Consider the following 12,396-nt stretch of genomic DNA (forward strand, 5'->3'; position numbering starts at 1 on the left):
ACCGTTATCCGATCAGATAATACTTCAGCGTATGTTTCATGTCGGGGCTGAGATCGTCAATGGATTTCAGCATCCAGCGCAGATAGCCGGGATCGTCCTGCGCCACTCGTTCAATCTCTTGTCCACGATATTTGCCGAATTTGAATTTTTTCAGCAATACCGGCTGTTCGGTGATCTGCACCATCTGTTCTGGCGTCCAGCCCGAATCCCGCATAATGCGTTGCAGCAGCGCAGCGGTCACATAGCAGTCATACAGCGCACGATGCGGATAAAGCGTAGTGTCCTGCGGCAGTTGGACATCCAGATTCAGGGCATAACGCAGGTATTGATTGCCGTATTTAATGTCTGGGTAGAGCGTTCGCGCCAGCTTTACGGTACAAATCCAGGCACCATGCATTTCTGGCAATACCCCGCGATCGAATGCCGCATTGTGTGCCACATAGTATTCACTGCCCTGATAGCGGCTAATCGCCACCGCGATGCGTGGCTTACCTTCAACCATTTGTTCGGTGATATGGTGAATGGCCATGGCATCAAGGCTGATGGGGCGATCGGGGCTGATCAGATCGCTCATCGGGTTGGTAATGCGCCCGTCAATAACATCGACAGAGGCCACTTCCACCACGCCACCGTCCAGCCCGCAGGTTTCGGTATCTATGACACGTAAGCTCATATTCTTCTCGATGATAGTCGCTTGTTTTCGCTTAACGATACGTGACAGAGGGGTTTTCAGACAACAAAAAACCCGCCTTGGCGGGTTTAACTACGGTCGGAAGTACGCTTATTCGCCAGATGATTGACCTTTCTTGGCACGCTTGCCAGCCCGTTTTTCGGCTGGGGTTTTTAACGGCTTCTTCTTCGCATTTTTCTTGCTATCCATTCCCTTACTCATTATGGCCTCTCAGTTACCTATGGTTGGGTAGGTTGCCGCTCTATTAACCCTTTAACGGCTACCCTATGCAAGCAGTAAAGCGGGCTTGAGCATCAACACGTTGTTAATCCGACGATTATTCTTTATTAACATTTTCTACGTTAAAAATGTTACAATATAACAAATCTATATGCCGGAGAGTTCCATGACAGTAATGACGTTGTTAAGCGAGCAGCAACTGCTGGCGATGCCGGAATCTGATTACATGAATACGGAGCAGCGGGCGTTTTTCCGCCAGCGTTTGCTGGAGGAACAACAGAGGCTTTGGCAACACATTGACGTGCTGAAGCGAGATATCGATAGCGGCGATGTGAGCGGTGACGAAGCTGACAAGGCAGCGCGGGAAGAGGATCTGCGTTTGCTGTTCCGCCAGTTGGATCGAGAAAGCCGCCTGCTACCGAAGATGACTGCGGCATTAGCAAGGCTGGAGAAGGGTGACTACGGCTATTGCCTGGAGACGGGGGAACCGATTGGGCTGGCGCGATTATTATTACGCCCGACGGCAGAGTTGTGCATTGAAGCCAAAACGGCTCAGGAGATGCGTGAACCGCATTTACGTAAGAACAAATCGGCGTCATTTTAAGCAACTATCGCTAACATACTGGCGTAATTAAGTGTTTTCTCGTTTTAACGTTGACCAGATGCGCGGCTTCGGCTTTGATGAATGAATAACTCACACAGACGGAAACGCCATGGAACAGTTACGAGGTTTGTACCCGCCATTAGCAGCTTATGATAGCGGTTGGTTGGACACCGGGGAGGGGCACCGGATCTACTGGGAATTGAGTGGTAACCCAAACGGTAAACCTGCCGTATTTCTTCACGGCGGCCCCGGCGGCGGGATTGCTCCTTACCACCGTCAGCTGTTTGATCCTGAGCGCTATAAGGTGCTGCTGTTTGATCAGCGTGGCTGTGGCCGTTCCAAGCCCCATGCCAGCCTGGATAATAATACCACCTGGCATCTGGTGGCGGATATTGAACGGCTGCGCAAGATGATCGGTGTGGAACAATGGCTGGTGTTTGGCGGTTCCTGGGGCTCGACTCTGGCGCTGGCATATGCCCAAACGCATCCGCAATGTGTCAGTGAGATGGTGTTACGCGGTATTTTCACACTGCGCAAGCGGGAGTTGAGTTGGTATTATCAGGATGGTGCCTCACGTTTTTTCCCCGACAAATGGGAACGCGTATTGTCCATTCTGTCTGCAGAGGAGCGTAAAGACGTTATTGCCGCTTATCGCCAGCGTTTGACGTCGCCAGACCTGCAGATCCAGCTCGAAGCCGCCAAGCTATGGAGCGTGTGGGAAGGCGAAACCGTGACGCTGTTGCCAAACAGCGCCTCAGCTTCTTTCGGTGAGGATGATTTCGCTTTGGCCTTTGCGCGCATCGAAAATCATTACTTTACCCACCTGGGTTTTCTTGAGAGTGACGATCAACTCCTGAAAAACGTCCACCTGATCCGCCATATCCCAGCGGTGATTGTGCATGGCCGCTATGACATGGCCTGTCAGGTGCAAAACGCTTGGGATCTGGCGCAAGTTTGGCCGGAGGCTGAGCTGTATATCGTTGAAGGGGCAGGGCACTCAACGGATGAGCCAGGCATTCTGCACCACTTGATGCTGGCAACCGATCGCTTTGTTGGCAAGTAACTGACCAGTAAGCCTGCCGCAACGGCAGGTTCTTCTACTTCGCTTTAGGCTCATACGGCAGACGCGAGAACTTGTGCGATTCAGCACGATAGTGTGCCACGCGCTCACGAAAGTAGTCCCGCAGGTGCGTAGGTTGTTCACGCTCCACCATCTCTGGGATCACCGGCATGTTGTAGCGTTCTTTGAATGCTACACCTGAAGCGGCCAGATCGACGTTAATTTTGTCCATCTCGTCTTTGGAGAGCTCGGCCAGATTATAACCCATGGTATCGTCCTTCCTGTTGTCGCATTAAATCAGCGCAGAAGGTAATTCACCCATAGCCACTTGGCAAGTCTGAAACAAGCATAAATTGCCAGGATATTCCTGTAGGCAAGGTTCACTGGAGAAAAGTAGGGTTATTTTATTACCATGTAATAGAAGAGGGGGATTTTCTCTCTAAATAATAACTATTCGCTTTACAAGCCAGCGTAAAGGCTGGGGATATTATCCTGGTGTTCTTTGAACTATTATGGAAAATATTTAACCGAATGAAAATTAAAAGTAATTTATATGGGTGAAGAGAGGTTAATCAAGAGTGTTTATTTTGTTTGAATCAGGGCATAATACGAGGGACTCAATTTTATGGTCTGAAAAATAAAAGGAATCATCATGTTGCCGCAAGAAATGATAAAAAAACTCAATGAACAACTTAACCTGGAGTTTTATTCTGCCAATCTGTATTTGCAGATGAGCGCTTGGTGTAGCGACAAGGGCTTTGAGGGGGCTGCAGGGTTCTTGAAAAAACATGCTCAGGAAGAGATGCAGCACATGCAACGTCTCTTTGATTACCTTAGTGACACCGGAGCTTTACCCCTGCTGGGCAGCATTGCGGCACCGCCGACCGAGTTTGAGTCGCTAGCTGATGTTTTCCAGCAAACTTACGAACATGAGCAACTGATCACCCGCCAAATCAACGAATTGGCGCATGTGGCAATGACTACCCATGATTATTCCACTTTCCACTTCCTACAATGGTATGTGGCTGAGCAGCATGAAGAAGAAAAGCTGTTCAAATCGGTGCTGGACAAACTGGCGTTGGTGGGCAACAGCGGCAAAGCCTTGTTCTTTATTGATAAAGATTTGAAGAGAATGAGCGCAGCGTCTGAAGGCGGCAACGGCCAAGCTTGATGATCGCTTCTGTAAACCGCGTATCTTCAAGGTATGCGGTTTTTTATACCCTGCATTTATAGTGGCTTTACAGCGATACGTGCTGCCAAACACTAAAATACCAGTGATGTGCTCGACTTGGTGATTCACCATCGTTATTATTTAACGCGATACGTTGCTACAACCTGCAGCGCAATCATGTGGTGGGGTAAGGTTGCGGAAACATCGCTCCGGTTAACGGCCTGCCCCTGATCACCTTCATTATGATAAAAGGGACACCTCTGTGATCGCTAAAATCCGTTCATCCTATCGCCTGCTTTCTACCCTTTTTGTCCTGTTTGTCGGGCTTTCCTCCCAGCAGGCTCTGGCGCATGCTCATCTTAAAATGCAGACGCCAGCGGCTGATACCACCACCCATTCCGCGCCGAAAATGCTGACGCTGAATTTCTCTGAAGGCATTGAGCCGAACTTCAGTGGGGTGAAAGTTACCGGCCCTGACCATAGCGTGGTGAAAACCGGCAAGCTGACCTTGGATCCCAATAACAGCACGCAGATTAACGTACCGATTGAAACGGAACTGACGGCGGGGAAATATAGCGTCAGTTGGCATGTGGTTTCCGTTGATGGCCACAAAACCAAAGGCCAATACAGTTTTACCGTAAACTAACCGATGACTCTGGCGACTCTTTTTATTCTGTGTCGCTTTGCGCACTTTGCGGCGGTGATGCTGATGTTTGGAAGCAGCCTGTTCACCGCCTTGCTGTCACCTCAGCGTTTCTCTCCGCTCATTACCCGCGATTTACACCCGCTACTGCTGGCATCGACCTGGCTTTCTGCGTTTACCGCATTGCTGATGCTGGCGGTGCAGGCCGGGCTGATGGGGGATGGTTGGGCCGATACCTGGCAGTTGGCAACCTGGTGGGTGGTTCTGGGCACGACGTTCGGTGAGGCCTGGCGCTGGCATTTGGCGGTGGCGTGGTTGGCTTTGCTTGCGCTACGCCTACCGGTTCCCTATCGTGCTGAGGTGCTCGCCGGGTGTTCCGCGCTGTTACTGGTCAGCATGGCGTTTATCGGCCATGCGGCGATGCACGCGGGTGCGCTGGGCGTTTTGCACCGTTTTAACCATACGTTACACCTGTTGGCAGCAAGCTATTGGTTTGGCTGCTTGCTACCGCTGCTGGCCTGCCTGCGTTATCTGGCTCAGCCGCAGTGGCGCAGCGATGCACTGGTGGCGCTGATCCGCTTTTCTCGTTGGGGCCATGCTGCGGTCGCGGTGGTGATCCTCACCGGCGTGATTAACAGCCTGATTATTCTTGGGCATTGGCCGTTGAATATCGACTCCCCTTATCAGCGTTTGCTGGTGCTTAAAATCGCGTTGGTGGCGCTGATGGTATTGGCCGCGCTGGCCAACCGTTACGCTATTGTGCCTGCGATGGGGAGCGTGCCCACATTGGCACAACGCGGGCTGATCTTGGCCTGCTGGTGCGAAGTGGTGTTGGGGGGGGCCGTTTTGTTACTGGTCAGTGTTTTTGCAACCTACGCACCCGTGTGACATTGCGGCTTGCCGCAGCCCCTTAGTTGCGGGAAAATCGAATTAAATTGCAACCTTAAGGCCATCTCATGAAATCTGTAATTCTTGGTATCGCACTGCTGGCGACGGCAACCAGCGCATTGGCGGCAGATAAACTGATTAACGTCACTAAACTGGAATACGGCAAACAGTGGGCGTTCACCAAAGAGGAAGTGACGCTGCAATGCCGCAAGGGTAATGCGCTGTTTGTGCTCAACAACAGTACGTTAATGCAGTATCCACTGAACGATGCCGCACAGGCGCAGGTGAAAGCGGGGCAACAGCGAGCTCAGCCTCTGGATGTGATTCTGCTGGATGATGCCAATAATCCAGGCAAGAAAATGAGCGTTGAAGTTTTTCGTACAAGAGCGGAAAAACTTTGTGCTGAGTAAGCGCTTGTCCACCAATAGGTTATGAAAAGGTTGACGGGGAAGTGGGATTATCTCTAATTAATTTCTTTGTGAAATTATCACTTGCCGTGTGGCTGGCTGGCAAAACTAGCACCTTAAGCTATTCTTAAAGTGCATGGCTGAGTAAGCCCTGCATAAATGCCAACTTTTAGCGCACGGCTCTCTCCCAAGAGCCATTTCCCTAGACCGAATATAGGAATCGTATTCGGTCTTTTTTTATTTTATTGATTTATAAGGGAGATTTATCGCCTATCCGAATTTTGATATCCGGTCTTTTATAGCATCACGTACTTATTCCCCCTCGTATCGAGATACTTGTCCGTCATTTTCACCGATTTATGCCCCAACAACTTCATTGCAAATTGTAAGGTTGTTTTGAGCCTGTATATTCGATCATTAAGTCTGCTGTTTGCTCATGACTGCATCACACAGCATGCCCGCAGAAGTTACCGCAACAATCACCTCTTCAGGTAAAGCATCCCCCCATCGCTGCATGGCTTCTAATACCTCGCGTAAGCTTTGCCCAAATGGAGTCAAGTCGTACACAACGCGTGGTGGTGTTTCAGCAAAGGCAGAACGCGTGAGCAAACCATGATTCTCGAACTGCCTAAGTCGGTGGGTAAGCGTGTGTGCGCTTATACCAGGTAAAGCTTTACGCAATTCGGTAAAGCGTCGTGGGCCATGTAATAGCTCACGTATGATCAACGTAGCCCATGGGCCATCTAAAAGAATTAGAAATCTGGCTACGCCACAACTTGGAAATTCAGAGCGAGACATGAAAAATTCCCTATTAGTGCAGTTGATGTAACTGGTGCAGTATATGCAACAATGGAATTTCAGTATATCACTTGACCCTATTTCATTTAACTCAGGATGACTTTTATGGCCTACATTGTTCATGGTGCAACGGGAGCTCAAGGGGCTCCATTGTTCAAACGCCTTTGTCAGTCAGGCAAACCGGCGATTGCTGCAGTACGACATATCGACAGACTGTCTGGAGTGCCGACAGTACAAATTGATAATGCTTCTGTTGAATCCTTGGCTATGGCCTACCGTGAAGCGGAGGGGGTGTTTATTCACTTACCACTAGCCTCTGAAGCAGACCGTGTTACTTATGCACACAATATCGTCCAGGCCGTCAAATTAGCCAGACCAAAGCGTGTCGTTATTTCTACCAGTGGCGCCATCATCGACGAACCTGGATCACTGCTGCAAGCAGCCGATAATTCGGCAATTAATATCCTGATCGATGGTGTGCAGAAAACAGGGATCTCTACCGCTGTAGTCGCCCCCCGTTTGTATCTGGAAAACCTGCTGCTACCTATGGTCTTCGATCCGGTGCAATCCGAAGGGGTACTGTATTATCCACTTCGGGACGATTTCCCTGTGTCTTGGAGTTCACATCTTGATGTGGCGGAAGTTGCTGAGCGTTTATTGAATGAGCCTGAAATAACAGGTGTTGTTGGTGTTGGGCAGTTGCCTGGAATATTGGGGCCTGATCTGGCGGCTGGCATGGCTAAGTATCTTGGTCGTGATGTCATATTCGAGAGTATGAAACCGCAAGATTTTGGCAAATTAGTTGAGCCGCTGATCGGACCTGCCGCTAACGCTGTGGTAGGGCTATATCAGGCTCTGTGGCAAACTTCAGGCAATACTATTTTTCCTGCTATGAGCGCACAACAACGGTTAAACATCATTCCGCGAAATGTTGAGAGGTGGCTTGATGAAACACTGAGCTAACGGCTGTGACTCTCGTTTGCAATTTTGTGAACTCACATTACCTGCAATTATATCGGACACACAAATAGCGATACCGGCAGTTGAAATTCCCCAAACCGCCACTACATAACAGTTAAGGCTGCCCCGTACCGGCTTCGTGATGTTTGTTTAGGGTTAAACATCGGGAGGGGCAGCGGTCAGAAACTTTCTTTCCTTATCGATCAGCCTCATACCATTCACTGAGTAAATTCGTCTTTTCCCTGCCATTCCACATATCTATACTGTATATAAAAACAGTATAGAGTCACAGCATGAAAATCTCATTTCCAACATCAACCCCGTTAAAATTCAACATTCCACTTTTCTCTGACAAGGTACCTGCTGGCTTTCCCTCACCGGCACAGGACTACATACACAAGCGCATCGATCTGAACGAGTATTGCATCAGCCACCCCAACGCCACTTACTTCCTGCTGGCGTCTGGCGAAAGCATGCTTGAGGCCGGTATCACGGATGGTTCTATGCTGGTGGTCGATCGCAGTATCACCGCCGAACACGGTGACATCGTGATTGCCAGCATCGGCGGAGAATTCACCGTCAAGCGGCTATGCTTGCGGCCAGTTGCCCAGCTCGAGCCGATGAACCCCAACTACCAGCCTATACCGCTTTATGACGGTGGTGATGGAATGGAAATCGTCGGGGTCGTGGTATCGACCATCACGAGGCTGAAATAGTGTATGCCCTGGTTGATGTGAACAGCTTCTATGTCAGCTGCGAAACACTGTGGCGGCCAGATTTACGCGGGCGGCCGGTGGTGGTGCTGTCGAATAATGATGGCTGTGTGGTGGCGCGCAACAAAGAGGCGAAATTTCTGGGGCTTGAAATGGGCGGCCCGTATTTCAAGATCAAGGAACAATTTGAGCGTGCTGGTGGCGTTGCCTTCAGCAGCAATTACGAGCTATATGCAGATATGTCAGCCAGAGTGATGGCTATCTTGGAGGAGATGGTGCCGCGCATTGAGATCTATTCGATTGACGAAAGTTTTCTCGATCTCACCGGCGTGCGCAATTGTATCGAGCTTGAAGCCTTTGGGCGGCAGATCCGTGCGCGGGTTCTGCGGGATACTGGGCTGACGGTGGGCGTTGGCATTGCACAGACCAAGACGCTGGCAAAGCTGGCCAATTATGCGGCCAAAAAGTGGGATAAAACCGGTGGTGTTGTCGATCTCTTGAATCTGGCGCGGCAGCGTAGGCTGATGGCGTTGGTGCCTGTGGAAGAGGTCTGGGGTATCGGCCGGCGGATATCGAAAAAGCTGAAGGTGATGGGCATCGAAACGGCGCTGCAGTTGGCTGATGCCAGTACGGCGATGATCCGGCGGAATTTCAGCGTGGTGATCGAGCGAACGGTGAGAGAGTTGCGCGGCGAACCCTGTTTTGCCCTTGAGGAATTTGCGGCAACCAAGCAGCAGATCATCTGTTCCCGTTCTTTTGGCGATCGCATCACGGAGTACGAGCACATGCACCAGGCGATTTGCATGTACGCAACGCGTGCGGCGGAGAAATTGCGGGATGAACGCCAGTATTGTCGGCACGTGAGCGCCTGGATTAAGACCAGCCCGTTTTCCCCTCACGAGCCTTACTACGGCAATTCGGCCAGCATGCAGTTGTACACGCCCACGCAGGATACGCGTGACATTATCACCGCCGCTTTACGTTGCCTTGATGCTATTTGGCAACCCGGTCATCGATATCAAAAAGGGGGCGTGATGCTGCAAGACTTTTTCAGCCACGGCGTGGCGCAGTTGGGGCTGTTCGATGAATACCAACCCCAGCCTAATAGCGAACGGCTGATGGCGGTGTTAGACCGTATCAACAAGTCAGGCCGTGGCAAAATCTGGTTTGCCGGGCAGGGGACCGAGCAGGTATGGAAAATGAAGCGTGAAATGCTGTCTCCCGCCTACACGACGAGGATCAGTGATTTGCCTCATGCAAGGGTGTATTGAGCGGAGTCATCACGCTGAAACAAAAGATAACCAACCGACTATTATTCCATTGTTTTTGGTGGGTGGAATTTTCTTGCTTCCGAAATGAGGTTTTCGATCACGTCTAGAGGAACGTTTTCTTCGTAACAGGTCAGAAAAAATTTGTGAGTTACATCAGAGTAGAAGACTTCCGCAATTCTGGGCTGAGCTAATGCGTGTTGTGTCATTGGCTGCCAAACGGTTTCTGGTATCTATCTCCCCTCCTGCTTGAAATACTGTTTATTCAAACAGTGTTTTTTTGGCTTCAAAGTCAAAGCAGATGTCGTACCAGGTGCTTTTTCCGGTGCTGCATGTGCGAGACAACTTAAGGTAAGGAGAGGTAGCAATGCCTAATTTCAGATTCGGTCAACGCAGCGAGGGTAACCTCGTTGGCGTAAACCCCGAGTTGATCAAAGTGGTACGCCGGGCGCTTGAGCTTTCAACTGTCGATTTTACAGTGATCGAAGGTAGGCGCACCACAGCGCGGCAGCAAGCGTTGGTCGCCGCAGGCGCAAGTAAGACGATGGCCAGCCGCCATCTTACCGGGCATGCGCTAGATCTGCTGCCGGTTGGCGCTGATTGGAACAATTATAAATGCTGGCTACCGGTGCTTGATGCCATGCACCAGGCTGGCAAAGAGCTGGGTGTTCCACTGCGATTCGGTATTACCTGGACGGATAACCCACGTGACACCCCAGCCAAGTTTTTAGATGCGCCTCACGTGGAAATGCCAGCATGAGTAAATACGGATTAATCAGCCTGCTGCTGGTGGCCATCTGCCTCGGTTGGTATGCGTCTTCGCTGTCAGGCGATTTGGATAATGCCCGGCTGGAAAACAAATCGCTGGTGGCTGCAGTAGAAAGCCGTGACGGGACCATCATTGCGCTGAAAGATGCCGCCAGTGCTGACCGCCGTGCTACTGAGGAACAGTTGAAGATTGAACAACAGAAGAGGGCAAAAGCCGATGCTGATAACGAAAAGCTACGCAAGGCGCTGGAGAATAACGGCTGCAGCAATCAGCGGTTGCCTGATGATGTTCGCCGTATCTTGCGCAGATAAGCCGCAGCCAGCCCCGCAGCTGATCTACGTGTATCCACCCGCGGCACTGCTCCGGCAATGTGAACAAACGCCATTTACTGGGGAAACGTTTGGTGATGCGATAATGGCGCTACAGGTGAATCAGAATGAACTTGATATATGCGCCTCACGTATTTATGGGCTGATTAAGTGGCAGCAGGATAACGCGGGAAAGTAACATTACAGATGGCACTCAATAAGCGCCATCGATAATGCTGCTTCATGTCTAGAGCGAACTGAAGCTAATCAGGCTATCAGCATCTGAATGCTCGCGACCTTTCTCACATAAGTATCTGCACCCCGGTGCCAACAAGGTAAAACTTAGCATTGTTGGAAAAGAGCGTTAATGGTCATTGTCCTGTTTCCTCGCTCTGCTACCATGTAGTGAGTTGTTACTTGTCTAAGGGAAGGGATGAAATGAAAAAGATTTTTGCCGTTGTACTGCTGGCATCGCTGTTGACTGGTTGCGCATCTTCAGCAGGCAACGAAAACCTGCATAAAGAAACCCAAACGAGCATAAAAAGTAAGATTAAAGAAGGTGTGACAACCAAGGCTGAAATCAAAGGAATACTGGGTTCTCCGGATAACGTTAGTTTTACCGATAAAAAAAATGAAATCTGGAAATATGAATATGTCGAAGCGACAGTCACTGGGGAGTCATACATTCCATTCTATGGTTTATTCCATAACGGGATGAAGGGCACCCAAAAAGATCTTGCCATTATTTTTAATGGTGATGTGGTTGAGAAGTACACCATGTCAGAGTCACCTCTCGAAACCAAGACCGGATGGGCTGATTAAAGGTTATCGCTCCTGCTGGTTAAATCACTCTATTTAAGCCCACTGATATGGGCTTTTTGTTGCCTGAGCGGCATTGTTCGCTACCGTAAGTATCCCGTTTACTTAGACGAAGCATTCACGTTTAGAAAATGTCCTGCATGCTGAATGTGTTCGAAAAAAGAGGGGGTAAAGTGTAATGCTTGTCAGCTAAGGCTAACCCGTTGGGTGAAGGGCGACGCCTTTGGCCGGGTTATGCTGCCTTGCGCTTAAGTGTAAGCACTGTCACAGTGATATCACTTATTTCCTGCAAATACTGTCAGGGATGTTACGACCAGTTATTATGCTACGGTAGATCAAAAGGGTAAGGAGGTTCTTAATTATGATGCAATTAAGGCACTTGCCATTCAGCTGATTAAGATTGCACGGGAATCAACGGCCATCACCATTATAGCTACGAATGAGTCAGTTATTGAAAGGCTGAAGAGTGAGTTACCAATCAGCCTGAGAAACTGATTTGAGCCAGAACGTGAAGGCGTGATTGTTGCGATAATGAAAAAACAAGCGCCGTGATGGTTTACAATTAATCATTACGTAACAGCGTTAAGAAGCTGTAAGAGCATATTTTCCGGTTATCGCTCAAAACGCATTGATAGGGCCGCTTTGAAAAGGGATTCTTTATTATGAAAAAGCTTATATTTATTTGCTGCATAAGCATGATGTTGGTTTCTGCCTGCAGCACTAACACCAGAAAAAAACAGTTGCCCCCAGCAGCAAAAGAGTCCGCTCTCTTGGCCGAGAGATTGCAGGTTTACATCCGTGATCTCACTGAGGCTATTGAGCGAAAATTGTACCGCTTAAAGAGTTTCGAGGGAAAAGAATGTGATGTTTCATTCTCGATGGATCGAAATGGCACCGTGATTAACATAAGTGCGATAGAAGGCTATCAGCCACTTTGCGAAGCCGGTATCAAGGCAATAAAGAACGCTGAAATCCCGGCACCGCCGGATGATGAGGTCTATAAACATTTCCAACGCCTCGTAATATCATTCAAACCGAAATAATTCAGTTTAATGCTTAATAGAACGCCCCCTTGCCT

The 12,396-nt window shown here is 49.6% G+C and carries 17 protein-coding genes; 14 read left to right on the forward strand and 3 right to left on the reverse strand.

The features are described from left to right. Positions 1–4: 4 nt before the first annotated feature. A complete protein-coding gene (exoX, locus tag WG891_RS12685) occupies positions 5–673 on the reverse strand; it encodes an exodeoxyribonuclease X (RefSeq protein WP_337263051.1) in 669 nt (222 codons plus the stop codon). A 403-nt stretch (positions 674–1,076) separates the two neighbouring features. On the opposite strand from exoX, the gene dksA reads away from it, so the two are divergent. Together dksA and pip are read left to right on the forward strand one after the other, a co-directional pair. Further along, positions 1,077–1,514 (forward strand): RNA polymerase-binding protein DksA, encoded by a 438-nt coding sequence (gene dksA / locus WG891_RS12690; RefSeq protein WP_076941285.1) that lies wholly within the window; start codon positions 1,077–1,079, stop codon positions 1,512–1,514. Positions 1,515–1,623: 109 nt separating this feature from the next. Then, positions 1,624–2,577 (forward strand): prolyl aminopeptidase, encoded by a 954-nt coding sequence (gene pip / locus WG891_RS12695; RefSeq protein WP_337263052.1) that lies wholly within the window; start codon positions 1,624–1,626, stop codon positions 2,575–2,577. A 34-nt stretch (positions 2,578–2,611) separates the two neighbouring features. Here pip and WG891_RS12700 read toward each other — a convergent pair whose 3' ends face one another. Continuing rightward, positions 2,612–2,842: a DNA polymerase III subunit theta gene (locus tag WG891_RS12700; RefSeq protein ID WP_076941283.1), complete on the reverse strand. Its 231-nt coding sequence runs from the start codon at positions 2,840–2,842 to the stop codon at positions 2,612–2,614. 384 nt (positions 2,843–3,226) lie between these two features. Here WG891_RS12700 and ftnA point away from each other — a divergent pair, with 384 nt between their 5' ends. The 4 genes from ftnA to WG891_RS12720 all read left to right on the forward strand — a co-directional run bounded on the left by ftnA (position 3,227) and on the right by WG891_RS12720 (position 5,686). Beyond that, complete coding sequence (gene ftnA / locus WG891_RS12705) at positions 3,227–3,745, forward strand: non-heme ferritin (RefSeq protein WP_076941282.1); 519 nt, start codon at positions 3,227–3,229, stop codon at positions 3,743–3,745. Between the two features lie 262 nt (positions 3,746–4,007). Then, complete coding sequence (yobA, locus tag WG891_RS12710; protein ID WP_076941281.1) at positions 4,008–4,391, forward strand: CopC domain-containing protein YobA; 384 nt, start codon at positions 4,008–4,010, stop codon at positions 4,389–4,391. 3 nt (positions 4,392–4,394) lie between these two features. Further along, positions 4,395–5,276: a copper homeostasis membrane protein CopD gene (gene copD / locus WG891_RS12715; RefSeq protein WP_337263053.1), complete on the forward strand. Its 882-nt coding sequence runs from the start codon at positions 4,395–4,397 to the stop codon at positions 5,274–5,276. A gap of 68 nt (positions 5,277–5,344) precedes the next feature. After that, positions 5,345–5,686: a YebY family protein gene (locus WG891_RS12720; RefSeq protein WP_337263054.1), complete on the forward strand. Its 342-nt coding sequence runs from the start codon at positions 5,345–5,347 to the stop codon at positions 5,684–5,686. 414 nt (positions 5,687–6,100) lie between these two features. Here WG891_RS12720 and WG891_RS12725 read toward each other — a convergent pair whose 3' ends face one another. Next, positions 6,101–6,481 (reverse strand): winged helix-turn-helix transcriptional regulator, encoded by a 381-nt coding sequence (locus tag WG891_RS12725; RefSeq protein WP_337263055.1) that lies wholly within the window; start codon positions 6,479–6,481, stop codon positions 6,101–6,103. Between the two features lie 105 nt (positions 6,482–6,586). Between WG891_RS12725 and WG891_RS12730 the strand changes: the two genes are divergently transcribed. The 8 genes from WG891_RS12730 to tolA all read left to right on the forward strand — a co-directional run bounded on the left by WG891_RS12730 (position 6,587) and on the right by tolA (position 12,361). Beyond that, on the forward strand, positions 6,587–7,444 hold the full coding sequence (locus WG891_RS12730; RefSeq protein WP_337263056.1) for an NmrA family NAD(P)-binding protein: 858 nt from the start codon (positions 6,587–6,589) through the stop codon (positions 7,442–7,444). 290 nt (positions 7,445–7,734) lie between these two features. Beyond that, positions 7,735–8,157 carry a translesion error-prone DNA polymerase V autoproteolytic subunit gene (gene umuD / locus WG891_RS12735; RefSeq protein ID WP_337263057.1) on the forward strand — a complete coding sequence of 141 codons (423 nt, stop codon included), beginning with the start codon at positions 7,735–7,737 and terminating at the stop codon, positions 8,155–8,157. Continuing rightward, positions 8,157–9,425 (forward strand): translesion error-prone DNA polymerase V subunit UmuC, encoded by a 1,269-nt coding sequence (gene umuC, locus WG891_RS12740; protein WP_337263058.1) that lies wholly within the window; start codon positions 8,157–8,159, stop codon positions 9,423–9,425. The genes umuD and umuC overlap by 1 nt, the downstream gene beginning before the upstream one ends. Positions 9,426–9,789: 364 nt before the next feature. Beyond that, positions 9,790–10,182 (forward strand): M15 family metallopeptidase, encoded by a 393-nt coding sequence (locus WG891_RS12745; protein ID WP_337263059.1) that lies wholly within the window; start codon positions 9,790–9,792, stop codon positions 10,180–10,182. Further along, positions 10,179–10,502: a DUF2570 family protein gene (locus tag WG891_RS12750; RefSeq protein ID WP_337263060.1), complete on the forward strand. Its 324-nt coding sequence runs from the start codon at positions 10,179–10,181 to the stop codon at positions 10,500–10,502. The genes WG891_RS12745 and WG891_RS12750 overlap by 4 nt, the downstream gene beginning before the upstream one ends. Then, entirely contained in the window at positions 10,477–10,698 is a 222-nt protein-coding gene (gene lysC / locus WG891_RS27045; RefSeq protein WP_443006156.1) for an Rz1-like lysis system protein LysC, read from the forward strand. The genes WG891_RS12750 and lysC overlap by 26 nt, the downstream gene beginning before the upstream one ends. A 239-nt stretch (positions 10,699–10,937) precedes the next feature. After that, a complete protein-coding gene (locus WG891_RS12755; RefSeq protein ID WP_337263061.1) occupies positions 10,938–11,321 on the forward strand; it encodes a hypothetical protein in 384 nt (127 codons plus the stop codon). Positions 11,322–11,980: 659 nt separating this feature from the next. Next, positions 11,981–12,361 (forward strand): cell envelope integrity protein TolA, encoded by a 381-nt coding sequence (tolA, locus tag WG891_RS12760; protein ID WP_337263062.1) that lies wholly within the window; start codon positions 11,981–11,983, stop codon positions 12,359–12,361. The last annotated feature ends 35 nt before the right edge of the window (positions 12,362–12,396 follow it).

The organism is Serratia sp. MMO-28, from assembly GCF_037199905.1.
GTDB lineage: Bacteria > Pseudomonadota > Gammaproteobacteria > Enterobacterales > Enterobacteriaceae > Chania > Chania oryzae.

Excerpts from the sequence above, each read along its gene's own strand:
- WG891_RS12700 (WP_076941283.1), bottom strand. The coding sequence starts at position 2,842 with ATGGGTTATAATCTGGCCGAGCTCTCCAAAGACGAGATGGACAAAATT.
- ftnA (WP_076941282.1), top strand. The coding sequence starts at position 3,227 with ATGTTGCCGCAAGAAATGATAAAAAAACTCAATGAACAACTTAACCTG.
- exoX (WP_337263051.1), bottom strand. The coding sequence starts at position 673 with ATGAGCTTACGTGTCATAGATACCGAAACCTGCGGGCTGGACGGTGGC.
- WG891_RS12745 (WP_337263059.1), top strand. The coding sequence starts at position 9,790 with ATGCCTAATTTCAGATTCGGTCAACGCAGCGAGGGTAACCTCGTTGGC.
- pip (WP_337263052.1), top strand. The coding sequence starts at position 1,624 with ATGGAACAGTTACGAGGTTTGTACCCGCCATTAGCAGCTTATGATAGC.
- tolA (WP_337263062.1), top strand. The coding sequence starts at position 11,981 with ATGAAAAAGCTTATATTTATTTGCTGCATAAGCATGATGTTGGTTTCT.
- WG891_RS12730 (WP_337263056.1), top strand. The coding sequence starts at position 6,587 with ATGGCCTACATTGTTCATGGTGCAACGGGAGCTCAAGGGGCTCCATTG.
- lysC (WP_443006156.1), top strand. The coding sequence starts at position 10,477 with ATGTTCGCCGTATCTTGCGCAGATAAGCCGCAGCCAGCCCCGCAGCTG.
- copD (WP_337263053.1), top strand. The coding sequence starts at position 4,395 with ATGACTCTGGCGACTCTTTTTATTCTGTGTCGCTTTGCGCACTTTGCG.
- WG891_RS12720 (WP_337263054.1), top strand. The coding sequence starts at position 5,345 with ATGAAATCTGTAATTCTTGGTATCGCACTGCTGGCGACGGCAACCAGC.
- umuD (WP_337263057.1), top strand. The coding sequence starts at position 7,735 with ATGAAAATCTCATTTCCAACATCAACCCCGTTAAAATTCAACATTCCA.
- WG891_RS12725 (WP_337263055.1), bottom strand. The coding sequence starts at position 6,481 with ATGTCTCGCTCTGAATTTCCAAGTTGTGGCGTAGCCAGATTTCTAATT.
- dksA (WP_076941285.1), top strand. The coding sequence starts at position 1,077 with ATGACAGTAATGACGTTGTTAAGCGAGCAGCAACTGCTGGCGATGCCG.
- WG891_RS12750 (WP_337263060.1), top strand. The coding sequence starts at position 10,179 with ATGAGTAAATACGGATTAATCAGCCTGCTGCTGGTGGCCATCTGCCTC.
- WG891_RS12755 (WP_337263061.1), top strand. The coding sequence starts at position 10,938 with ATGAAAAAGATTTTTGCCGTTGTACTGCTGGCATCGCTGTTGACTGGT.